Here is a 22,659-nt window from a genome sequence, read left to right as displayed (position 1 = left end):
CCCCGCCCGTCAGCCGGACTTCTTCAGGTCGAGGTGCCAGACGCCCTTGAAGTCCTTGCCTTCCGTCTGGACGACGCTCACCTGGGCCGTCTTCTTCGCCTTGCCGCCGCCGCCCGCGGACTGCTGCTGGAAGAAGGCGTCGCCGTTGAAGGTGTAGTACGTCTTGTGGATCGGGTCCGGCAGGGCGGGACGGCCGTCGACCACGAGGAGCCAGCCGCTCTCGGCGGTGTCCGGCTCGACGCCGAGGCGGAGCTTGTCGCCCGCGCCGACCCGGACCGTCGTGCCGGCCTTCTCGCCCAGGCACTTCTTCGCCTCGCCGGTCGGCAGCGTCTTGCCGTCGTCGTAGCAGGCGGCCTCGGTGGTGACGGATTCGCTGTTCACGGTCGCGGTCACCAGCGGAGTCGGCTTCTCGCACGCCGACAGGGCGAACAGGCCGAGGGCGGCGCCCCCGACGGCAGTGACCCGGGAGCGGAGGACCCGCCGGGAGATCGCGTAGCTCATGTGCGGCAGGCTACCGGGCAGTCCCGGGCCGTCCGGCGGGCGGGTGCCCGGTCAGGCGGTGCGCGGGTGCGGGGAGCCGTGCCGGGCCGACCGCAGCAGGTTCCGCACGGACAGTGCCACGCCGGTGGCTACGAGCAGGGCGCCCACGCACATGCCGAGCGTGCCGATCAGCGGCAGCGAGATGCCCAGCCCGCCGCCCACGACCCACGACATCTGCATCAGCGTCTCCGAGCGTGCGAAGGCGGACGTGCGCACCTCCTCCGGCATGTCCCGCTGGATGAGCGCGTCGAGGGAGAGCTTGCCGAGGGCCTGGGTGATGCCCGCCGTGGTGGCGACGGCGACGAGCGTGACCGTGCCGTAGAGCACGGACGCGGCGACGGTCGCGGTCAGCGCGAGGGTGAGGACGCAGGCGATGATCAGTTCCGGGGCCCGGGCCTTGAGCCATGAGCCTATGGCCGTCCCCAGCGCGTTGCCGCCGCCCGCCGCCACCGCCACGACGCCCAGCGAGACGGCGCCCGACAGCCCGCTCAGCGGCTGGTCGCGGAGGAGGAAGGCGAGGAAGAAGGTGAGGAAGCCCGAGAGTCCGCGCAGGGCGGAGTTGGCGACGAGGGCGCTGCGGACCGGAGCACCGACGGAGCGCAGCCCGGGCCGCCGCTCACGGGCGCCGTTGCGCGGCTCGTCCCGCGGTGCCTTGCGCAGCGAGACGACTCCCGGCGCGAGCTGTGCTTTCCGCTCGCCCTTCGCGGAGTCGACCTTGCCGGGCAGGGTGAAGGACAGGAAGGCGCCGAGGGCGAAGACGGCGCACGCGCCGTACAGGGGCCAGTGCGAGCCGAGTTGGTGCAGCCCCGCGCCCAGCGGCGCCGCGGCCCCGGTGGCCACGAGCCCGGCGAGGGTGACCCGGGAGTTCGCCTTCACCAGCGAGAAGGCCCGCGGCAGCAGGCGCGGCACGACGGCCGAGCGCACCACCCCGTACGCCTTCGACGACACGAGCACCGCCAGGGCCGCCGGGTAGAGCTCCAGGTCGCCGGTCTCCACCGCCCCGGCCATCGCCAGAGCCAGCACGGCCCGCGCGAGCATCGACGCGGCCATGGCCGCACGCCGTCCGTGCGGCACCTTGTCCAGGAGCGGGCCGACGACGGGGGCGAGGAGCGCGAACGGAGCCATCGTGACGAGGAGGTAGAGCGCGACCCTGCCGCGTGCCTCGCCTGTAGGGACGGAGAAGAAGATGGTGGAGGCGAGAGCGACCGTGATGAGCATGTCGCCCGCGGAGTTGACCGCGTGCAGCTCGATGAGCTTCCCCAGCCCGGACTCGCCCGCCCCGTGCGCGTGCGTGACGCGCCGCAGGCGCCTGGCCACCGCCGCGGGTGGCCGTCGCACGGCACGCGCGGCTCCGCGAAGCTTCTGACGCAGGCGTCGGGGCTCGGCAGCCACGAGCTTCAGTTTGCCCCACGGGCCGCGTGCGATGCGGAGAGTCCACGCCGTACGGCGCCTCCGGGGCAATCCCTCGACGAGTTCCGCCGATTGTGTGGGGTAGCGTGGTCGGCGGTGCGCTCCGCACGGCCCCGAGCGGGGCGCGGACGTCGCAGCGGCTCCCCGGTCCCGCTCCGTCCGCATTCCGCACGTCCCTTCCACGGCCGCCGTACGGGAGAGCACGCCGACAACGGCGCTATGGCGTAGGAGAGACGATTCTTGTGAGTGCTGCATGAGTGCCGCGACGCGAAGCGGCCGTACCCGCCGCTCCTCCGTGCCCGACCGGCTGTGCGCCGAAGCCGTCGATCTGGCTAGGGAAGCCGTCGAGGCGGTGGCCGCCCCCGGCGAACTCGGTGAACACGTGGACGTCGTCGCCGACGGGGACCGCGTCGTGACCCACCTCTTCGAGTGCCTCGTGCCCGGCTACAGGGGGTGGCGCTGGGCGGCGACGGTGACCCGCGCATCGCGGGCGAAGTCGGTCACTCTGGACGAAACCGTTCTGCTTCCCGGCCCCGACGCCCTCCTCGCGCCCGAGTGGGTCCCCTGGAGCGAGCGGCTGCGCCCCGGCGATCTGGGCCCCGGCGACCTGCTGCCCACCGAGGCGGAGGACCTCCGCCTCGAACCGGGGTACGCCGGTGACGAGACGGCGGACCTTCCGCGGGCGGACGGGGCGGCGTCGGTCCCCGGCCTCGAGGACCTCGTCGAGGACGAGGACGTCGATCTGCTGCCAGGCCCGCCCCGGGACGTCGACGCCGTGGCCTCCCCGCCGGAGCGCGGCACCATCGCGGCGGTCGCCGAGGAGCTGGGCATGGCCCGGCCGCGCATCCTCTCCCGGTTCGGGCTGCTGTCCGCCGCGGAGCGCTGGGAGGAGGAGTACGGACCGGACACGCCCATGGCGCAGTCCGCTCCCGCGAAGTGCGTGACCTGCGGCTTCCTCATGCCCCTCACGGGATCGCTGCGGCAGGCGTTCGGAGTCTGCGCGAACGAGTACAGCCCGGCCGACGGGCGCGTGGTCTCGCTCGCCTACGGCTGCGGCGGGCACTCGGAGGCGGCGGTCATGCCGAAGACCCCGCAGCCTCCGCCGCCCGTCATCGACGAGACGCGGGCCGACGAGCTGTCGTAGGTCCCGGCCCGCGGGCCGGGTGGGGGTGGCGGGACGACGAAGGAGACGGCGATGGTTCAAGGCGGCGCACAGGCGGACGTGTTCGGCACGGCACGGCTGAGGCGGAGCGTGCTCGACGCCTGGACGGCGTCCCCGGCGCGTTTCCGGGAGGACGCCAACGCCGAGCAGGAGCTGGCCCTCGGCGGCTACCGCGACCGGCTCGTCGTCGAACTGGCGCAGAACGCCGCCGACGCCGCCGCCCGCGCGGGAGTACCGGGACGGCTGCGGCTGACCCTCCGCGACGGCGTCCTCGCCGTCGCCAACAGCGGTGCCCCGCTGGACGCGACGGGCGTGGAGTCGCTCTCGACGCTGCGCGCGTCGGCCAAGCGCGAGGAGCGGGACGGGGAAGCTGTCGGCCGGTTCGGTGTCGGCTTCTCCGCGGTCCTCGCCGTCTCGGACGAGCCCGCGGTCCTCGGACGCACCGGCGGTGTGCGGTGGTCGCTCGCGGAGGCGCGGGAGGCCGTGCTCGAAGCGGCGGCCGAAGTACCCGCGCTGGGCGAGGAGTTGCGCCGCCGGGACGGTCACGTCCCGCTGCTGCGGCTGCCGCTGCCCGCCGAGGGCACGGCACCGGAGGGCTACGAGACGGCCGTCGTGCTGCCCGTACGGGACACCGCCGCGGAGGAGCTGGCGGAGCGTCTGCTCGACGCCGTGGACGACGCGTTGCTGCTGACGCTGCCGGGCCTCGGGGAGGTCGTGGTCGAGCTGCCCGGTCAGGGCGCCCGGACCTTCACCCGCCACGACCTCGGCACCGGCACGGAGGGCGCGGACCCGGGAACGGGTGACCTTCCGGACGTCGCGGGGGCACCGGAGTCCGGCGGCTCCGGAATCGTGGAGATCCGCTGCGAGGAGGGCGACGGAACGCGCACCGTCCGGCGCTGGCGCGTGGCACGAGCGAGCGGGACCGCCGCCCCGGAGCTGCTCGCGGACCGTCCCGTCGAGGAGCGCCTGCGTCCCGGATGGTCGGTGACGTGGGCCGTCCCCGAGAAGGACGGGCACCCGGTGCGGCCGCCGACCGCGGCGCACGTGCACGCGCCGACGCCGACCGACGAACCCCTGGGGCTGCCCGCGCTGCTCATCGCGGGCTTCCCGCTGGACCCGACGCGGCGGCACGTCGCGCGGGGCCCGCTGACGGACTTCCTGCTGGAGCGCGCCGCCGACGTGTACGTGCGGCTGCTGCGCGACTGGCGGCCCGTCTCGCCCGGCCTCGTCGACCTCGTGCCCGGACCGCTGGGGAAGGGCGAACTCGACGGCGAGCTGCGCCGGCTGCTGCTCGACCGGCTCCCGGAGGTCCCCTTCCTCGCCGGCGCCGCGACCGGCGAGGACGGCGCGCCCGTGGTGCTGCGGCCCCGCGAGGCCGAGATCGCCGAGGGCGCGGGCGCCCGTACGGTCGGCGTCCTCGCGGAGCTGTTCCCCGGTCTGCTGCCGGCGGGGCTGGAGCGGCGTACGGAGCTGCGGGCGCTGGACGTGGCGCGGGTGCCGCTCGGCGAGGTCATCGACCGCCTCGCGGGCGTCGAGCGGTCGCCGGACTGGTGGTGGCGCCTGTACGACTCGCTGGCCGGGGTCGACCCCGACCGCCTCACGGGGCTGCCCGTACCGCTGGCCGGCGGTGCGGGCGGACAGGGCCGGACGGGGCCGCGTACGGCCGTCGGCCCGCGCCAGGTGCTGCTGCCCCTGCCGGACTCCGCCCTGGAGCAGGACCGCGCACGGCAACTCGCCCGCCTGGGGCTGAAGGTGGCGCACCCCGACGCCGCCCACCCCCTGCTGGAGAAGCTCGGCGCGACGGGGGCCACACCCCGGGCCGTGCTGACGACGCCGCAGGTACGCGCGGCCGTCGCCGCGTCGCTCGACGACGAGGACGCCTGGGACGGCGGACTCGGCGAGGACGGCCAGGGCCCCCTGGACGCCGAGGAGCTCGCGGAGGCCGTGCTCGGACTCGTACGGGACGCGGGCCTCGCGCCCGGCGACGAGCCGTGGCTGGGCGCGCTGGCGCTCCCCGACGAGGACGGCGAAATCGCGCCCGCGAGCGAACTCGTCTACCCCGGGAGCCCTTTCGAGAGCGTCATCCGCGAAGGTGAACTCCCCGCGTGCGACGCGGAGTTGTGCGAGCGCTGGGGTGAGCAGCCGCTGACCGCCGTCGGCGTGCAGGCCGCGTTCGCGCTGGTGCGGGCCACCGACGTGGTGCTCGACCCCGACGAGATGGAGCCCCGCGAGGGCGACTTCGCGGAACCCGACGACGTGGGGCTGCTCGACGCGGTCGACGTCTGGTGCGAGGACGTCCTGGACCAGCTCCCCGAGAGCGGGGCGGCGGTCCCGCCCGTGGCGTCCGAACTCGTGGCCGTACGCGACCTGGACCTCGTCGACGACGACTGCTGGCCCGCGGCGCTGGCCATGCTCGCCGAGCCTCCGCTGCGCGACGCGCTCACCGCACCCGTGCGCGTCCTGCTGCCCGACGGCGTCACCGAGACCGTGCGCCCGTACACGGCGTGGTGGCTGCGCGGGCACCCGGTGCTGGACGGCCGGCGTCCCGCCGGGCTGCGCGCGGCGGGCGGCGACCCGCTGCTGGACGGGCTCTACGAGGAGGCGGACGCCTCCGGCTTCTCCGACGCTCAGGTGCTGCGCGCACTCGGCATCCGCACGTCCGCGGAGGCGCTGCTGGAGGAACCGGGCGGCGCGGCGGAACTCCTCGGGCGGCTCGCCGAACCGGACGTGGAGGTCGGCCATGCCCAGCTTCATGGCCTGTACGGACTGCTGGCCGGGCTCGACCCGGACGAGGTGACCCTCCCGGACGAGCTGCGCGCCGTGGCGGCGGCCACCGGCGACGTCGAGGTCGTGCCGAGGCAGGACGCGCTCATCGCCGACGCCCCCGACCTGGTCCCGCTCGCCGGGGGCCGGATGCTGCTTCCCGTACCGCCCGCCGGAGCCGAGGGGCTCGCCGCGGTACTGGAGGTGCGCCGTCTCGGCGAGGCCGTCCCCGGTGCCGTCGACGAGGCGGCCTCCGGGGAGGGCACGGAACGCGCGGTGCCCGACGCCGTGCGCATCCTGCTGCCGGACGCCCCGCTGACGTACCGCGAGCACGACGAACTCGTGGTCGACGGCGTCGACGTGGACTGGCGCCTGACACCCGACGGCGTGCTCCACGCGGCGACGCTGGAAGGTGTGGCCGCCGGGCTGGCCTGGTCCGCCGGCCACTGGGCGCGCCGTTTCGAGGTGGCCGCCCTGCTGGAGGACCCGGGGCGCGTGGCCGAACTGGAGCGCGCCCGCTGGTTCGGCTGAGCCGCCTGCTGGGGAGGGCCCGGAGCCTGTCCGGGCGGACGCCCGGCAGCGATGAGTTCCGGACCGCCCGCCGGTCATTCCGGGCATGACTTCACTCTCCCTCACGACCTTCCTGTCATTGGACGGGGTCATGCAGGCGCCCGGCGGGCCCAACGAGGACACCAGCGGCGGATTCGACCAGGGCGGCTGGCTCGTGCCGTACGCCGACGCGCAGATGGGCTCTTTCATGAGTGAGACGATCGCCGCCGCGGAGGCGTTCGTCCTCGGGCGCCGCACGTACGAGATCTTCGCCGGGCACTGGCCGAGCGTGACGGACCCCGACGACCCCATCGCCACCAGCCTCAACAACCAGCCCAAGTACGTCGCCTCGACGACCCTCACCGACGCGGAGTGGCACAACACGACCGTGCTCAGCGAGGACGTGCCGCGGCAGGTCGCCGCGCTGAAGAAGCAGACGGCGGGGGAGCTGCAGATCCACGGCAGCGGGCAGCTCGCACGGTCCCTGATGGACCACGACCTCGTCGACGAGATCCGGCTGCTGACCTTCCCGGTCGTACTCGGCAAGGGCAGGCGCCTGTTCGCGGAGGGCGCGCTCCCCACCGCCCTGGAACTCACCGGCAGCCGCACCACGGAGACCGGGATCGTCATCCACACTTACAGGTGGTCGGGCCGCCCGGAGTACGGGACCTTCGAGCGGGACTGAGCCGGCCGGCTCCGGGAGACGCCTGCCCGGCGTCCCGCGGCCCGGCGAGGCCGTCCGTGCGCCGCCGCGGTTACTGTCGGGCGCATGGGTACCGAGGAGCCGCCGGCGGAAGCGGAAGGGGAGCCGGGCCCGCCCTTCACCGAGGGACGGGCCCGCGCGCTGCTCGCGGCGGCGGGCGAGCGGGCCGGAACCGGCGAGGCGGAGCTCCTCGCGCTCGGGGAGAACGCCGTCTTCGCTCTGCGGGCGGCTCGGGAGACCGGGGAGCCCGCCGTCGTGCGCGTCGGCCGGGGCCCGTGGCAGCGCGAGCGGGCGGCACGCGAACTGCGCGTCGCGGCCTGGCTGGAGGAACGAGGAGTGCCTGCCGTACGGGCGGCCCTCCCCGGCGTCGCCGTCGTCGACGGACACCCCCTCACCTACTGGCGGCGCCTGCCCGACCCCGTACGAGCGGCCACGCCCGCGGACCTGGCCGAGCTGCTGCGCCTCGTGCACGCCCTGCCCGCCCCGCCTTTCCCCCTGCCGCGCCGGGGGCTGCTCTCCGGCGTGGAGCGGTGGCTCCGGCTGGCGGGCGGGGCGGTCCCGGCCGAGGACGCGGCCTGGCTGCGGACGAGGCGCGACGAGTACGAGGCCGCCGTCGCCCGCCTCACGCCCGTGGTCCCGCCGGGTCCCGCCCACGGCGACGCCCTGCCCCGCAACGTCCACGTCGGCCCGGGCGGACCGCTGCTGCTGGACCTGGAGACGTTCTGCGACGACATGCGCGAGCACGACCTGACCGTCCTCGTCCTCAGCCTCGACCGGTACGGACTGCCGGTACGGGAGTACGAGGAGTTCGTACGCGGCTACGGCTGGGACGTCCGCGAATGGCCGGGCTGCACGGTCCTCAAGGGCGCGCGGGAGACGGCCAGTTGCGCGTGGGTGGCGCAGCACGCCCCCGGAAATCCCGCCGCGCGACGGGAGTTCGGCCGCCGGGTGGCGTCCCTCAGAGAGGGCGACGCGGCGGTGCGCTGGCACGCGTTCTAGCGTGCGGGTCTGCCCGTGTTTCCGGCCGGTTCGTGCCGCCTGCGGGCGGCGTCAGCCGTACCGGCCGAGTGGCCCCGGCTCAGCGCGGCCGGTTCCGGTCGAGGCGCCTGCGCAGGGCCTTCGCCGCCGCGTTGTCGCGTTCGTGGTGCCGCGGGTGCCTCACCCACCGCCAGACCGCCTCCAGGGCCACGGCTGCCGCTGCGGCGACAGCGACTCCCGTCCAGGGCATGGCCGTCCCGACGAGCTTCAGCGCGAAGAAGTGCTGCAGCCACGGCGTCGCCAGTACGGCCAGGAAGCACAGCCCCATCGTCAGCACCAGCAGGACACGCCACCACGAGTAGGGCCGGGCCACGATCGCCAGCACCCACATGGCGATCAGGAAGAGCGTCAGCGTCGCCACGCTCGTCTCGGCGGCGAGCGAGCCCTTGCCCGTGTAGTGGTGACGGGCCAGCAGATATGTCGCGAACGTGGCCGTTCCCGCGATCAGCCCGGCCGGTACCGAGTACCGCATGACCCGGCGTACGAAGTGCGGCCGCGCCCGCTCGCGGTTGGGAGCGAGGGCGAGGAAGAAGGCGGGGATGCCGATCGTCAGCGACGAGAGCAGGGTCAGATGGCGCGGCAGGAAGGGGTACGGGACCTGCCACAGGATCACCAGCGCCGCCAGCAGCACCGAGTAGACGGTCTTCGTCAGGAACAGGTACGCGACCCGCTCGATGTTGCCGATGACGCGCCTGCCCTCGGCGACGACGGACGGGAGCGTCGCGAAGCTGTTGTCGAGCAGCACGATCTGGGCGACGGCCCGCGTCGCCTCCGAGCCCGTGCCCATGGCGACCCCGATGTCCGCGTCCTTCAGCGCCAGGACGTCGTTGACTCCGTCGCCGGTCATCGCCACGTGGTGGCCGTGGGCCTGGAGGGCGGCCACCATGTCCTGCTTCTGACGGGGCGACACCCGCCCGAAGACCGTGCCCTTCTCCAGCTCGCGCACCATGCCCTCGGCGTCGTCCGGCAGCCGGCGGGAGTCCACGGGGTGCTGTGCGCCGGGCAGCCGCAGCTTGGCGGCCACCGCTCCGACCGAGACGGCGTTGTCGCCCGAAAGGACCTTCGCGGTCACGTCCTGGTCCGCGAAGTAGCGCAGCGTGTCCGCCGCTTCGGGCCGCAGCCGCTGCTCGAGCGTCACCAGCGCGGCCGGCTCGGTCCGCCGGACGGCCTCGTCGCCGGCGCTCCGCTCCCGGTCCGGGATGCCGTCCGCGGAGGCGAGCAGCAGCACGCGAAGCCCCTCGCGGCTGAGCCGGTCGACCTCCTCGAGGACGGGATGGTCCGGCGGGAGGAGGACGTCGGGCGCGCCCAGCAGCCAGCTCCGGCGGGTGCCGTCCGGCTCGACGAAGGTCGCGCCGCTGTACTTGCGCGCGGAGGAGAACGGCAGGGACTGTTCCGTACGCCAATTCGCGGAGCCGCCGTCCGGGGAACCGGAACCGTCGGGAGAGCCCGTGGGGCCGGACCCGTCCGGGGAGTACGCGTCGACGATGGCGCGCATGCTGGCGTTCGGACGCGGATCGGCCGAACCCAGTGCGGCCAGCACGCGCTGCAGATACGCGGTGCCGGACGACCCGCCGGCCTTGCCGTCCTGGAGGGCCCGCACGCCGGTGACGTCCATGCCTCCCTCCGTCAGCGTGCCCGTCTTGTCGAGGCAGACGACGTCCACCCTGGCGAGGCCCTCGATGGCCGGAAGCTCCTGGACGAGGCACTGCCGCCGCCCCAGCCGGACGACGCCGATGGCGAACGCGATCGAGGTCAGCAGCACGAGCCCTTCCGGCACCATCGGGGCGATGCCTCCGACCATGCGGCGGATGGCGTCTTCGATGTCGTGGTGGCGGACCAGGAGCTGGCTCAGCACCAGTCCGATCCCCGTCGGAACGATCATCCAAGTGATGTACTTCAGCAGGTCGTTGATGCCGCTCCGCAGCTCGGAGTGGACGAGCGTGAAGCGTGACGCCTCCTCCGCGAGCTGCGCGGCGTAGGCGTCGCGCCCGACCCGCGTCGCGGTGAAGGCGCCGCTGCCGGCGACGACGAAGCTGCCGGACATGACCCGGTCGCCGGGGCGCTTGAGGACGGGGTCGGCCTCGCCCGTGAGCAGGGACTCGTCGATCTCCAGGGCGTCGGACTCGGCGACCTCACCGTCCACGACGCACTTGTCGCCGGGCCCGAGTTCGATGAGGTCGCCGAGCACGATCTCGTGGGTGTGCAGGTCGCGCGTCTCCCCGTCCCGTCTGACCTTGGGCCGGGCCTCCCCGATGACGGCGAGCGAGTCCAGCGTCCTCTTGGCCCGGAGCTCCTGGACGATGCCGATGAGCGTGTTGGCCAGGATCACGAAGCCGAACAGGCTGTCCTGGACGGGGCCGACGACGAGGATGAGCAGGAACAGCACGCCGATGATGGCGTTGAAGCGGGTGAGGACGTTGGCTCTGACGATGCTCGCCGCGGAGCGGCTGCTGCGCACCGGAACGTCGTTGACCTCGCCGCGCGAGATCCGTTCCTCCACCTCCGCGGTACTGAGTCCACGCGCCTGCGCGGGCGCGGACCGCCCCTCTTCCCGCTGTGTCATGCCATGACGTTACGGGCGCTTCATGATGCTTGTCCCGTTTCGCCGGGCGCGTTGACGGTGGTGAGCGGGCCGCGCGAGCCTACGGGGCGGCGTCCCGAGGAAGCGCGTCACGCCGGGAAGGCGCCTTCGGGGGCGGCGGAGCGGCGCTCCGCAGCGCGCCGCGCAACGCGGAACTCAGCGGCTCCGGCAGGGGCTCACCCTGAGTGCTCATCACCAGAGCTGCGGCCACCTTGTGCAGCTTGACGTTCGCGTGCTGCGAGACGGTGACCAGGAGCTTCCACGCGGCGGGCGGTGTGCAGCGGTAAGTGGCCATCAGGACGCCGTGCGCCTGGTCGATCACCGAGCGCGTCTCCATCGCGCGGCGCAGCTGCTCCAGCTCGGCATGCGGACTCCCGGCGTCGCCCATGCTTGCCCCGATTCCACTCAGGGTGCCCGGTGGTGCACCTCTGTCCCAGCGGATGTATGGGCATATGCCCGATGAAGGGATCATACTCAGCCACTTCCGGTGACCGGAACCGAGGTGAAGGGCGGGCCGGCTCAGCGGGCGACGAGGCCGAACGCGAGGTGGAAGCGGTCGATCGGGGGCCTGCTGAGGCCGGGGTAGTCCTGGACCCGCCGCTACCGCGGAGGCAGTGCGGAGGAGTCACCCTCGTCGCCGACCGCGTCCGCGTGTGCCCCGGCGCTCTCCCACTCGGCGTAGTCGAGGACGCGGGTCCCGTCCGCGCTGACGTGGAAGTGTGCCGGGATGAGACCCGGATGCGGTGCGGGGTCTCCCTCCATGGCCTCGAACACCGTGTCAGACCAGGCGCGTTGGCGGTCGGCGTCGGGCCCGTCGAACTCCACGTCGACGATCGCGACGCAGCCCGGCGTGCGGGCGTCCGCGGCGGATCCGGTGCTCCGGCAGCGCTGGAAGCGTCCGAGTCCGAGGCGCTCGATGCCCGGTACGGCCGCGTCGATCTCGTTCACGCGGGCTCGGCGGTGCTCGCGTGCGTAGTCGCCGTAGGCGTCGTGGTCCGTCCACGGCGAACGGCGCAGCAGGGTCTCGCCGTCCTCGCCCTCGTAGATTCAACGACGGTTGAGGTCAACCGTCCCGGGAAACGCCGGCCGGCACAGGTCGCTCAGTCTCCGGACGGCTGCGGCGGGCCGCTGCTCTCCCGCTCCTGCTCGCGCCGGATGCTCCGCTCCCGAGCCCGTACGTACCACCAGCCGAGCAGGCCGAGGCCGGCGCCGGCGGCGCAGGTCCAGATGAACCACTCGTGGCCGTGGCGCGCGTACCAGTCGTAGAAGGGGAGCTGGCCGAGGAAGAGGAGGAGCCACAGTCCGGTGCCGACGAGGACGGTGCCCGTGACGGGCCCCTCCAGGGGCTCGGGGGCTTCGCGCTCGCCGTCGGTCCACCGGTCCATGAGACCCATCGCCGCAGCTCCCTCGCGCTCGTCGGCTCGAATGTCCCGCACAGCCTAACCAGGCGCCGCAGAGCGGTGGCAGGCAGTGCCTCTACGCGCGGAGATGGCGTTCAGCGACTCTGTTTGCTCATACTGACCGCAAATCGGATCGATGGATTCCGTTTAGCTTTCCGGTGTGATCCGGTTCGCTTCCCCTCCGGGCCTGCAGCGCCGCAGTCCGTCGCCCCACGCAACAACCGAGGTCACTCATGTCCTCTCTGGACGCCACCCCCGTAGACCGCTTCTTCCAGATCTCCCGGCGGGGTTCCACCGTAGGGCGGGAGGTGCGGGGTGGTCTGGCCACCTTCTTCGCGATGGCATACATCATCGTGCTGAACCCGATCATCCTCGCGTCGGCGGAGGACAAGTTCGGCCACAAGCTCGACAACGCGCAGCTCGTCACGGCGACGGCGCTCGTCGCCGGGCTGACGACCGTACTGATGGGCCTCATCGGGAACGTCCCGATCGCGCTGGCCGCCGGACTCGGCATCAACGCCGTCGTGGCGCTGCAGCTCGCACCGAAGATGAGCTGGCCCGACGCCATGGGCATGGTGGTCCTGGCGGGCCTGGTGCTGATGCTCCTCGTCGCCTCGGGCCTGCGGCAGCGCGTGATGGACGCCATCCCGGCGGGCATGCGCCGCTCCATCGCCATCGGCATCGGCCTCTTCATCGCGCTGATCGGCCTCGTCGACTCCGGTTTCGTCACCCGCAACCCCGACGCCGCGAACACGACGGTGCCGCTCGGGCTCGGGCAGGGCGGTCAGCTGCAGGGCTGGCCGGTCCTCGTCTTCGTGCTGGGCGTGGCCCTGATGTTCGTGCTCGTCGTGCGGAAGGTGCGGGGCGCGATCCTGATCGGCATCGTGACCATGACCGTCGTCGCCATCGTCGTCAACGCCCTGGCGGAGATCCCCGGAGAGGCGTGGGGGCTGGCCGTGCCGAGGGTGCCGGACTCGCTCGTCGGCACCCCCGATTTCGGCCTGGTCGGGCAGGTCAGCCTCTTCGGCGGTTTCGGGGAGGTAGGCGTGCTGACGGGCTGCCTGTTCGTCTTCACCGTGCTGCTGTCGGGCTTCTTCGACGCGATGGGCACCATCATCGGCGTCGGCGAAGAGTCACGGCTGACCGACGAGAACGGCCAACTGCCCGGCATGGGCCGCATCCTGATGGTGGACGGGGTGGGCGTCGCGGGCGGCGGCCTCGGCTCGTGTTCGGCGAACACCTGCTTCGTCGAGTCCACCGCCGGTGTCGGAGAGGGCGCGCGCACGGGGCTCGCCAACCTCGTGACCGGCGGCCTCTTCCTGGTCGCCCTCGTCCTCACCCCGCTCGCGACCATCGTTCCGTCCCAGGCGGCGACGCCCGCGCTCGTCGTCGTCGGTTTCATGATCATGGCCTCGAACGTGGCGTCGATCGAGTGGGGCGACCCCACCGTGGCCGTGCCGGCGTTCCTGACCATGGTGTCGATGCCCTTCACCTACAGCATCACCAACGGCATCGGCCTCGGCATCCTCTCCTTCGTCCTGCTGAAGGCCGTGACCGGGCGGTTCCGGGAGGTGCCGTGGCTGCTGAACGCCGTCGGGTTCTGCTTCCTCGTCTACTTCATGCTCGACCCCATCGAGCAGGCCCTGGGCGTGCGCTGAGGCCCGGCGGGTCCGTGCTCCCGCGGCGGTCGGTGACGGCCGGCTCGGCGGCCTCCGTACGCCCTGCGGAGCCGTAGAAGCGCTCCGTCCTCTCCAGGGACGCCTTGAAGCGCTCGTCGAAGTCGTCGCGCACGAGCGTGCGGACCACGTAGTCCTGGACGCTCATGCCGCGTTTGGCGGCGTGGTCGTGCAGCCTGTCGAACAGCTCGCTGTCCATCCGCAGGCTGAGCACCTTCGAGGTCATCGAGGTCATGCGCTCAACGGTCCCGGTACCGCCGGGGGTGACGCGTCAGATTTCCGTGCGAACTCACTCGTATGTGTGATTCGAGAGACAAGGCGTGACCCCGCTTCCGGCTGTTCTTTAGCCTAGGTAATGAGTTACGCTAAGGAGATGCCGGATACGCCCGGGCGCACCAGAGCGCCACTCCGTGACAGCGAGCCCGACATGGCGGCTGTGAACGCTCTGCGGACAGGCGTCATGCGCCTCTCGCGGCGCCTGAGGCACCAGCGTGTGGACGAGTCGCTGAGCCCGACCGAGATGTCGGTGCTCGGCACCCTCGCCCGCTGCGGTTCCGCGACGCCCAGCGAGCTGGCCCGCAAGGAGCACGTGCAGCCTCCGTCGATGACTCGTATCGTCGCGATGTTGGAGGCCAAGGGGCTGGTCCGCCTGGAACCGCATCCCGAGGACCGCCGCCAGAAGACGGTCACGCAGACCGAGCGGGCCGAGTCGATGCTCGCCGCGAGCCGCGAGAAGCGGAACGCCTGGCTGGCCGAGCTCGCCGGACAGCTCGACGAGGACGAGTGGGCGCGGCTGGCTGCCGCGGCCCCCGTGCTGGAGAAGCTCGCCCACTCATGAGGAGCACGGCAAGACGCATACCCCACGACGGAGAAGAGGAGGCGAACCTGATTTGAGTACGGGCAACGGAGCACATTCCGCACCCGCACCACAGGACGAGCCCGCAACCGACACCACGACCAGCGCCGCGGACGAGACCGCGACCGGCACCCCGGACGAGACCGCGGCCGGAGCCGCGACGCGCGCGGAGACCCGCACCGCCGCACCCGCCGGCGCCGCACCACCCCCGAACAGCACGGAACCCCCGGCCCGGGCCGGGGAGCAGGAACCCGGCGAGGCCCGCAAGCCGTCGATGTTCAGCTCCCTGCGCATCCGCAACTACCGGCTCTTCGCCATGGGCCAGGCCGTGTCCAACACCGGTACCTGGATGCAGCGCATCGCCCAGGACTGGCTGGTCCTGAGCCTCACCGGCTCCGCCACCGCCGTCGGCATCACCACGGCGCTCCAGTTCCTGCCGATGCTGCTCTTCGGCCTGTACGGCGGTCTGATCGCCGACCGCTACGACAAGCGCCGGCTGCTGCTGGCCACCCAGTCCGTCATGGGCCTCACGGGACTGGCCCTCGCCGTCCTCACGCTCAGCGGGCACGTGCACATCGCGCACGTCTACGTACTGGCCTTCGTGCTGGGCCTCGCCACGGTGGTCGACAACCCGGCCCGGCAGACCTTCGTCTCGGAGATGGTCGGGCCCGCCCAGATACGCAACGCCGTCTCCCTCAACTCGGCGAACTTCCAGAGCGCCCGGCTGGTCGGACCCGCCGTCGCCGGTGTGCTGATCGCCGCCGTCGGAAGCGGCTGGGCCTTCCTGTTCAACGGCCTCTCCTTCCTCGCGCCCGTCGCGAGCCTGCTGCTCGTGCGCCCCGGGGAGCTGCACCGCACCGAGCGGGTCCCGCGCTGCAAGGGTCAGCTCCGCGAGGGGCTGAGCTACGTGCGCAGCCACCCCGAGCTGATGTGGCCCATCGTGCTGGTCGGCTTCGTGGGCACCTTCGGCTTCAACTTCCCGATCTGGCTCACGGCGTTCACGGACCGCGTGTTCCAGGAGGGCGCGGGCACGTACGGGCTGCTCAACACGCTGATGGCCGTCGGCTCGGTGGCGGGCGCGCTGCTGGCGGCGCGGCGCGGTACGTCCCGGATGCGGCTCATGGCCGGGGCCGCGCTGATGTTCGGCGTGCTGGAGATGCTGGCTGCCCTGACGCCGTCCTTTTGGCTGTTCGCGGCCTTGATGGCGCCCATCGGCATCATGGGGCTGACGTTCAACGTCACCGCGAACTCCAGCGTGCAGCTCGCCTCGGACCCCGCGATGCGGGGCCGGGTGATGAGCCTCTACATGATGGTTTTCATGGGCGGTACGCCGATCGGCGGGCCGATCATGGGCTGGATCACCGACACCTTCGGGGCGCGCGTCGGCTTCCTGTCGGGCGGCGTCATCTCCGCCGTCATCGCGGTCGGAGTCGGACTCGCCCTGGCGCGCGCCGGCGGCCTGCGGCTCCGTTTCGACATGCGGCGCGGGCACCGGCACCTGAGGTTCGTGCCGCGCGAGTCCGGCCCGGAGCCGGACGACGGCCCGGAGAGCGCCGCTCCGCCCGGGGCGGCCGGCGAGCGCGAGAGGGTGCCTACTGCGGCGTAACGGACAGACCGTATGCTCATCGGCATGAGCATGGCCGAATCGCCTGGGGCGTCCCGTACCGACGAACTCCAAGGGGCCGAGAGCCTTCCCGGCCCCCGTTCCTCGGGCGGCGGGGAGAGCGTCCAGGCGGTACGGCGACGGCTGGAGCGCCTCATCGGCGTCGCGGCCACCGAGGGCAACTCGCTGCGGGCACTGCGCAACGGCGACGAGATCTTCCCGGCGATGCTGGAGGCGATCCGCTCCGCGCGGCACACCGTCGACATGATGACGTTCGTGTACTGGCGGGGCGAGATCGCCCGCGAGTTCGCCCGCGCCCTCGCGGGCCGCGCCCGTGAGGGCATCCGCGTGCGGCTCCTGCTGGACGGGTTCGGCAGCCGGCTCATCGAGAGGGACCTGCTGGACGAGATGTCCGGGGCCGGCGTCCAGGTCGTGTGGTTCCGCAAGCCGATGTGGATCTCGCCCGTCAAGCAGAACCACCGCTGCCACCGCAAGGTGCTGGTCGTCGACGAGCGGGTCGCGTTCACCGGCGGCGTGGGCATCGCCGAGGAGTGGTGCGGGAACGCCCGTCACAAGGGCGAGTGGCGGGACACGCACGTGGAGCTGCGCGGTCCGGCCGTGGACGGGATCTGCGCCGCGTTCGCCCAGAACTGGGCCGAGTGCCACAAGGAACTCTTCGACGACTACGACCGGTTCGTCGAGCAGGAGGCAGCCGGCGAGTCCGTCGTGCAGGTCGTGCGGGGGTCGGCGAGCTTCGGCTGGCAGGACATGCAGACCCTGCTGCGCGTCGTACTGGAGTCGGCGCAGGGCCGCGTGCGTCTCACGACGGCCTACTTCGCCCCCGACGCCTACTTCATCGAACTGCTGACGAACACGGCGCGGCGCGGGGTCGAGGTCGACATCCTGCTGCCGGGGGCCTACACGGACAAGCGGGTCTGCCAGCTGGCGGGGCAGCGCTACTACGAGGAGCTGCTCGCCGCGGGGGTGCGGATCTGGCAGTACCAGCCGACGATGCTGCACGCCAAGATCGTCACCGTGGACGGCGTGGTGTCGCTCGTCGGCTCGACCAACCTGAACCGGCGCTCGCTCGACCACGACGAGGAAGTGATGCTCGCGGTGATGGACGAGTCCTTCACCGCGACGCTGGACGGCCACTTCGACGACGACATGGCCCTGAGCGAGCCGGTCTCGATGCATCACTGGCGGCGCCGGGCTTTCGCGGAGCGGGTCCGCGAGGCCGCGATCCGGCCTCTCCGCCGCTTCCTCTGAGGAAGCCGGGCTCTCAGAAGTCCAGGCTCTGAGGACTCCGGGCTCTGCGGGGTCCGGGCGCCGGGTGCGGTGTCCGCGGTGGGCGGCATCCTTGTCGCATGAGACTCTTCGCGGCCCTGCTGCCGCCCGCCGACGTCCTGGACGGGCCCGGTCGACTCGCTGAAGCGGTAGGGCAGTTGCACTCGATGCCAGGAGCCGGGCAGCTGCGCTGGACGGACCGGGCCAACTGGCACATCACCCTCGCCTTCTACGGCGAGGTGCCGGACGCCGTCCTGCCCTCCCTCGAGGAGCGGCTGGCACGGGCCGCCGGCCGCGCACGCCCCCTGCGGCTGAGAATCGCCGGCGCGGGCCGCTTCGGCGACCGCGCGCTGTGGGCCGGACTAGACGACGGCGAGGACGACGGCGAGGAGGGCGACGGAAGCGGCGGCGCCCCGGACCATGAGGGCGTGGCCGGCCGGAGTAGCCGGGGCGGTACCGTCGCCGAGGCGCGGCCCGGGCGGGCGCGCCCCGGGGTGCGCCCGGTCGAGGCGGTGCGGCGGCTGGCGGCGGCGGCAGCCGCGGCGGGACGCCGGGCCGGGGTGGAGCTGGAGGACTCCCGGCGCTTCACACCGCACCTGACCGTGGCGCGTCCCGCGAAGGGCACGGTGGATCTGCGTCCGTACGCGGCGGCGCTCGGCGCCTTCCGCGGCAGGTCCTGGACGGCGGACGAACTCGCCCTCGTGCGCAGCAACCTGCCCGACAGCGGAGTCCCCGGGGAGCAGCCGCGCTACGAGAAGGTGGCTGCCTGGCCGCTGGGCGGTTGAACCGTCCGGTTACGGTTGGGGGCGTGAATACGAAGACGAGGACGCGCATCGTCAGCGGTGCGCTGGTGCTGCTGCTCATCGTTGTGGCCATCGCGGCCGCCGTGGGCGGCTGACCGGAGCAGAACGGCAGGAGCCGCGCCCCGCCGCCCTCAGGGCGGGCGGGGCGCGGCCGTGCCGCCGCGCGCAGGGGCCCGTCTACCAGGCGAAGGCCTCGGGGCTGGGTCCCGGGCCGGGGAAGATCTCGTCGAGGGACGCGAGGAGCTCGTCGCTCAGCTCCAGTTCCACGGCCCGGACCGCGGAGCGGAGCTGTTCCGCGGTGCGGGGGCCGACGATCGGTCCCGTCACGCCGGGCCGGGTGAGCAGCCAGGCGAGCGCGGTCTCACCGGGTTCCAGGCCGTGCTCCGCGAGCAGGTCCTCGTACCGCTGGATCTGCTCCCGCACCTTCGTGTTCGACAGCGCGTCCGCCGACCGTCCCGACGCCGTGCGCCCGGCCTCACCCTGCTCCGCCTTGCGGATGGCGCCGCCCAGCAGGCCGCCGTGCAGCGGCGACCAGGGGATGACTCCCAGGCCGTACGCCTGCGCCGCGGGCACGACCTCCATCTCCGCCCGGCGTTCGGCGAGGTTGTACAGGCACTGCTCGCTGACGAGGCCGTACGTGCCGCGGCGTGCGGCAGTCTCGTTGGCCCGGGCGATGTGCCAGCCGGCGTGGTTGGAGGAGCCCGCGTAGAGGATCTTGCCCTGCTGCACGAGGACGTCGACCGCCTGCCAGATCTCCTCCCACGGCGTCGCACGGTCGACGTGGTGGAACTGGTAGAGGTCGATGTAGTCGGTCTGAAGGCGCTTCAGGCTGGCGTCCACCGCCCTGCGGATGTTCAGCGCCGAGAGGCGGTCCTGGTTGGGCCAGGGCTCACCGTCCGTGCCCATGTTCCCGTAGACCTTCGTGGCCAGCACGGTCTTCTCGCGGCGGCCGCCGCCCTTGGCGAACCAGGTGCCGAGGATCGACTCCGTGCGGCCTTTGTTCTCGCCCCAGCCGTACACGTTGGCGGTGTCGAAGAAGTTGATGCCCGCACCGTGTGCGGCGTCCATGATCGCGTGACTGTCGCTCTCGCCGGTCTGCGGGCCGAAGTTCATCGTCCCGAGCACGAGGCGGCTGACCTTGAGTCCTGTCCGTCCAAGCTGCGTGTACTTCATATCCGGACAGCCAAGCCGCTGGAGCGGACTCGAAGCAAGCCCCCGCCGGTCCGCGCCCGGCGCGGCGCCCGGACGCCCCACCGGGAGGCGGGTACCGGTGCCGCCGCCTGCGGAGCCCCGTGAGGGCGGGGCGGGCGGCGCGCCGATGCTGGAGACTGGGCCCCATGTCTGTGCTTGTGCGCCGCGTCGTCGCGGTCGTCGGGGTCGCCGCCTTTGCCACGTTCGGTTCGCTGACGGGTGCTCACGCCGCCGCAGCGGCCGCGCCCGCCGCTGACGGGGACGGCAAACCGGAGTCCTTCCGCATCGAGAGCCCCCGTATCACCGAGTCCAGCGGGCTCGCCGCGAGCCGCAGGCACAAGGGGGTCTACTGGACGCACAACGACTCCGACGACGGGCCGTACGTCTACGCGGTCGACTCCGCCACCGGCAAGACCGTCGCGACGGTCACCCTCCAGGGCATCGACCCCCGCGACGTGGAGGGCATCTCCATCGGCCCGGACGGCGCCGTGTACGTCGGAGACATCGGCGACAACCTCAACGGCGGCTGGAGCGAGGTGTGGATCTACCGCTTCGACGAGCCGGAGCGGCTGCGGGACGTGACCGTCACCCCGGCCCGCTACACCGTGCGGTACGCCGACGGGCCGCGTGACGCGGAGTCGCTGATGGTGCATCCGAAGACCGGCCGTGTCTACATCGCGAGCAAGAGCCAGAAGCGGGACGGCGGCATCTACGAGGGCCCCGGGCAGCTCTCGGCGTCCGGCGTGAACGTCTTCCGCAGGATCGCCCGTACGGAGATCACGGCGACCGACGGCGCCTTCTCACCGGACGGGACGCGCCTCGTGCTGCGCAGCTATCTGGGCGGCGAGATGTTCAGGTGGCGCGACGGGAGGCCGAAGGCGCTCGACCGCCCCGTGAATCCCCCTCTGACCGGCCAGGGCGAGTCGGTCACCTTCACACCGGACGGCCGCACGCTGATGTGCGGCGCGGAGGGCGAGAAGAGCCTCGTCGCCCCGCTGGAGCTGGACGGGGAGCTGCTGCCGGAGACCGTCGAGGCGCGTGAGAAGGGTTCGGACGGCGCGCGCGGCGGCAGCGGCGCCTCCCCCGGCGGGGACGGGCCCGCCGACCGGAACGTGGTGGTCGGGGGGCTCACGGTCGCCGCGGTCGTGGGGCTGTGGGTGGTGCTGCGGCGGCTCTTCCGGCGGCGCGGCTGAGTCCGCGTCACGGACCTGCCGCACCCGGCCTTTCCGAGGGCGCCCTGTCCGCGGGCGCCGCCCCGCAGTCCGCCGCGTCCGCCCGGCCCGCCGCTCACGCGCGAAGGGCGGGCGGGGACGCGTATGTCCCCGCCCGCCCTCGTGGCGTGAGTGGCGCCTACCTGGGAGTTGAGCGAGAGTGCCCCGTCCTTCAGGACGGGGGTGAATCGCCCCACGACGGCGGCCCGCTCAGTCTGGCCGCTTCTGCTGTTCGATGTACTCCTTGACCACCTGGAGAGGCGGGCCGCCGACCGATCCGGCGAAGTACGAGGGCGACCAGAAGTGGCCGTGCATGGCGGCTTGGTTCACGCGGGCAGTGAACTCTGTGCGCAGTCGTCGAGCGGACACACCCTTCAGGCTGTTCACCAGGACGGACAGGGCGATCTTCGGCGGATAGTGCACGAGAAGGTGCACGTGATCGGCCTCGCCGTTGAACTCGGTGAGGGTGGCGCTGAAGTCTTCGCACACCTTGCGCATGATCTCTTCGCAGCGCGTCAGCATCTCGTCGTCCATGGCGCCTCGCCGGTACTTCGTGACGAAGACCAAATGTGCATGCAGGTTGTAGACGACCGTCCGACCCCTGCGAATATCGGGATTCGGTTCCCATCGAGGTGACATAGACCAATGCTAAGATAGAGGTCATGCAGCTTCGGTACAGCTTCCGCTTGTACCCGAGCGCCGGTCAGCGCATGGCGTTGGCGAGGGCGTTCGGGTGTGCGCGGGTCGTCTTCAACGACGCATTGCGCGTCCGCGAGGAGGCCCGCGCGGCGGAACTGCCGTTCATCCCGTCCAGCGAACTGTCCAAGCAGCTCACCGCCTCGAAGAAGACCCCCGAGCGGGCATGGCTTGGCAAGGTGTCGTCGGTGATACTCCAGCAGTCCCTCCGGGACTTGGACACCGCGTACAAGAACTTCTTCGACGGCCTCAAGGGCAAGCGACCGAAGATGGGGCCTCCCCGGTTCAAGTCCCGCAAGGACACGCGGCAGTCCATTCGTTTCACCGCGAACGCGTCGTGGCGGATCACGACGGGCAGGAAACTGCGCCTGCCGAAGATCGGCGACGTGCCCGTGCGCTGGTCACGTGCCTTGCCGTCCACCCCGTCCACCGTGACGGTCATCAAGGACGCCGCAGGTCGGTACTTCGCCTCGTTCGTGGTGGAGACCGAGTCGACCGAGGTGCTGCCCGAGGTAGACGCCGAGGTTGGCATCGACCTCGGGCTGGGGCACTTCGCGGTCCTGTCCAACGGCACGAAGGTCGACAGTCCTCGCTTCTTGCGCCGGGCCGAGAAGCGGTTGAAGAAGGCGCAGCGGGAGCTGTCCCGCAAGCAGAAAGGCTCCGCGAACCGGGGCAAGGCCAGGGTGAAGGTCGCCCGTGCCCACGCGAAGGTCACCGACGCACGGCGCGAGTTCCACCACCAGCTCTCCACCAAACTGATCCGCGAGAACCAAGCGGTCGCCGTGGAAGACCTGGCGGTGAAGGGACTCGCCCGCACACGCCTGGGCAAGTCCGTGCACGACGCCGGATGGTCGGCGTTCGTCGGAATGCTGGAGTACAAGGCCGCACGCTACGGCCGCACCTTCGTGAGGATCGGCCGGTTCGAGCCGACCTCGCAGGTGTGCTCCGTGTGCGGCGTCAAGGACGGCCCCAAGCCCCTCCATGTTCGTGTGTGGACGTGCGGGGCATGCGGGGCCGTCCTTGACCGAGACGTGAACGCGGCGGTTAACGTCGCGAAGGCCGCTGGACTGGCGGTGTCAGCTTGTGGAGCGCAGGTAAGACCGGAACGTGTTCTGGCACAGCGCGTTGAAGCAGGAACCCACCGAGACCCGCAGATGCGGGGAGTAGGAATCCCGGTCCTTTAGAGCCGG

At 72.3% G+C, this 22,659-nt stretch carries 20 protein-coding genes; 11 read left to right on the top strand and 9 right to left on the bottom strand.

Annotated elements, in window-relative coordinates:
- Positions 1-9: 9 nt before the first annotated feature.
- Together IEY56_RS07765 and IEY56_RS07760 are read right to left on the bottom strand one after the other, a co-directional pair.
- Positions 10-501, bottom strand: coding sequence for a DUF2771 domain-containing protein (locus IEY56_RS07765; protein ID WP_189036363.1), 492 nt, complete (start codon positions 499-501; stop codon positions 10-12).
- A 51-nt stretch (positions 502-552) separates the two neighbouring features.
- A complete protein-coding gene (locus IEY56_RS07760) occupies positions 553-1,941 on the bottom strand; it encodes an MFS transporter (RefSeq protein ID WP_373292053.1) in 1,389 nt (462 codons plus the stop codon).
- Between the two features lie 262 nt (positions 1,942-2,203).
- Here IEY56_RS07760 and IEY56_RS07755 point away from each other — a divergent pair, with 262 nt between their 5' ends.
- The 4 genes from IEY56_RS07755 (at position 2,204) to IEY56_RS07740 (ending at position 8,126) form a co-directional block, all read left to right on the top strand.
- Positions 2,204-3,094 carry a DUF3027 domain-containing protein gene (locus IEY56_RS07755; protein WP_189036361.1) on the top strand — a complete coding sequence of 297 codons (891 nt, stop codon included), beginning with the start codon at positions 2,204-2,206 and terminating at the stop codon, positions 3,092-3,094.
- 51 nt (positions 3,095-3,145) lie between these two features.
- Positions 3,146-6,406: a sacsin N-terminal ATP-binding-like domain-containing protein gene (locus tag IEY56_RS07750; RefSeq protein ID WP_189036360.1), complete on the top strand. Its 3,261-nt coding sequence runs from the start codon at positions 3,146-3,148 to the stop codon at positions 6,404-6,406.
- Between the two features lie 85 nt (positions 6,407-6,491).
- The gene (locus tag IEY56_RS07745; protein WP_189036359.1) at positions 6,492-7,109 is read left to right on the top strand and encodes a dihydrofolate reductase family protein; all 618 of its coding nucleotides are present in this window, start codon (positions 6,492-6,494) and stop codon (positions 7,107-7,109) included.
- 84 nt (positions 7,110-7,193) lie between these two features.
- Complete coding sequence (locus tag IEY56_RS07740) at positions 7,194-8,126, top strand: phosphotransferase enzyme family protein (protein ID WP_189036358.1); 933 nt, start codon at positions 7,194-7,196, stop codon at positions 8,124-8,126.
- A gap of 79 nt (positions 8,127-8,205) precedes the next feature.
- Here IEY56_RS07740 and IEY56_RS07735 read toward each other — a convergent pair whose 3' ends face one another.
- The 4 genes from IEY56_RS07735 to IEY56_RS07720 form a co-directional block, all read right to left on the bottom strand.
- Positions 8,206-10,728, bottom strand: a complete 2,523-nt coding sequence (locus tag IEY56_RS07735) for an HAD-IC family P-type ATPase (RefSeq protein ID WP_189036357.1) — start codon at positions 10,726-10,728, stop codon at positions 8,206-8,208.
- A 79-nt stretch (positions 10,729-10,807) separates the two neighbouring features.
- A complete protein-coding gene (locus IEY56_RS07730; RefSeq protein WP_229711704.1) occupies positions 10,808-11,134 on the bottom strand; it encodes an ANTAR domain-containing protein in 327 nt (108 codons plus the stop codon).
- 212 nt (positions 11,135-11,346) lie between these two features.
- Positions 11,347-11,694, bottom strand: coding sequence for an antibiotic biosynthesis monooxygenase (locus IEY56_RS07725; protein WP_308424122.1), 348 nt, complete (start codon positions 11,692-11,694; stop codon positions 11,347-11,349).
- A 152-nt stretch (positions 11,695-11,846) separates the two neighbouring features.
- On the bottom strand, positions 11,847-12,140 hold the full coding sequence (locus tag IEY56_RS07720) for a DUF2530 domain-containing protein (RefSeq protein WP_189036355.1): 294 nt from the start codon (positions 12,138-12,140) through the stop codon (positions 11,847-11,849).
- Positions 12,141-12,379: 239 nt separating this feature from the next.
- On the opposite strand from IEY56_RS07720, the gene IEY56_RS07715 reads away from it, so the two are divergent.
- Positions 12,380-13,804: an NCS2 family permease gene (locus IEY56_RS07715; protein ID WP_189036354.1), complete on the top strand. Its 1,425-nt coding sequence runs from the start codon at positions 12,380-12,382 to the stop codon at positions 13,802-13,804.
- Here IEY56_RS07715 and IEY56_RS07710 read toward each other — a convergent pair.
- A complete protein-coding gene (locus IEY56_RS07710; RefSeq protein WP_189036561.1) occupies positions 13,764-14,057 on the bottom strand; it encodes a hypothetical protein in 294 nt (97 codons plus the stop codon). The genes IEY56_RS07715 and IEY56_RS07710 overlap by 41 nt on opposite strands.
- A gap of 138 nt (positions 14,058-14,195) precedes the next feature.
- On the opposite strand from IEY56_RS07710, the gene IEY56_RS07705 reads away from it, so the two are divergent.
- From IEY56_RS07705 to IEY56_RS07690, 4 genes are all read left to right on the top strand, one after another.
- Positions 14,196-14,660 carry a MarR family winged helix-turn-helix transcriptional regulator gene (locus IEY56_RS07705; protein ID WP_229711703.1) on the top strand — a complete coding sequence of 155 codons (465 nt, stop codon included), beginning with the start codon at positions 14,196-14,198 and terminating at the stop codon, positions 14,658-14,660.
- 52 nt (positions 14,661-14,712) lie between these two features.
- Positions 14,713-16,284 carry an MFS transporter gene (locus tag IEY56_RS07700; RefSeq protein WP_373292047.1) on the top strand — a complete coding sequence of 524 codons (1,572 nt, stop codon included), beginning with the start codon at positions 14,713-14,715 and terminating at the stop codon, positions 16,282-16,284.
- Positions 16,285-16,308: 24 nt separating this feature from the next.
- Positions 16,309-17,550 carry a phospholipase D-like domain-containing protein gene (locus tag IEY56_RS07695; RefSeq protein ID WP_229711702.1) on the top strand — a complete coding sequence of 414 codons (1,242 nt, stop codon included), beginning with the start codon at positions 16,309-16,311 and terminating at the stop codon, positions 17,548-17,550.
- Positions 17,551-17,648: 98 nt separating this feature from the next.
- The gene (locus IEY56_RS07690) at positions 17,649-18,353 is read left to right on the top strand and encodes a 2'-5' RNA ligase family protein (protein WP_189036352.1); all 705 of its coding nucleotides are present in this window, start codon (positions 17,649-17,651) and stop codon (positions 18,351-18,353) included.
- A gap of 195 nt (positions 18,354-18,548) precedes the next feature.
- Here IEY56_RS07690 and IEY56_RS07685 read toward each other — a convergent pair whose 3' ends face one another.
- The gene (locus IEY56_RS07685; protein ID WP_189036351.1) at positions 18,549-19,544 is read right to left on the bottom strand and encodes an aldo/keto reductase; all 996 of its coding nucleotides are present in this window, start codon (positions 19,542-19,544) and stop codon (positions 18,549-18,551) included.
- Between the two features lie 164 nt (positions 19,545-19,708).
- Between IEY56_RS07685 and IEY56_RS07680 the strand changes: the two genes are divergently transcribed.
- The gene (locus tag IEY56_RS07680) at positions 19,709-20,755 is read left to right on the top strand and encodes an SdiA-regulated/phytase-like domain-containing protein (protein WP_229711701.1); all 1,047 of its coding nucleotides are present in this window, start codon (positions 19,709-19,711) and stop codon (positions 20,753-20,755) included.
- Positions 20,756-20,983: 228 nt separating this feature from the next.
- Here IEY56_RS07680 and tnpA read toward each other — a convergent pair whose 3' ends face one another.
- Positions 20,984-21,412 (bottom strand): IS200/IS605 family transposase, encoded by a 429-nt coding sequence (gene tnpA, locus IEY56_RS07675; RefSeq protein ID WP_189036350.1) that lies wholly within the window; start codon positions 21,410-21,412, stop codon positions 20,984-20,986.
- A 23-nt stretch (positions 21,413-21,435) separates the two neighbouring features.
- Here tnpA and IEY56_RS07670 point away from each other — a divergent pair, with 23 nt between their 5' ends.
- Positions 21,436-22,653, top strand: a complete 1,218-nt coding sequence (locus IEY56_RS07670; RefSeq protein WP_189036349.1) for an RNA-guided endonuclease InsQ/TnpB family protein — start codon at positions 21,436-21,438, stop codon at positions 22,651-22,653.
- The last annotated feature ends 6 nt before the right edge of the window (positions 22,654-22,659 follow it).

The sequence above is a fragment of the Streptomyces daqingensis genome, assembly GCF_014645895.1.
Taxonomy (GTDB): domain Bacteria; phylum Actinomycetota; class Actinomycetes; order Streptomycetales; family Streptomycetaceae; genus Streptomyces; species Streptomyces daqingensis.
Note: the sequence above shows the minus strand (reverse complement) of the source record. Positions and strands in the feature narration are given on the sequence as shown.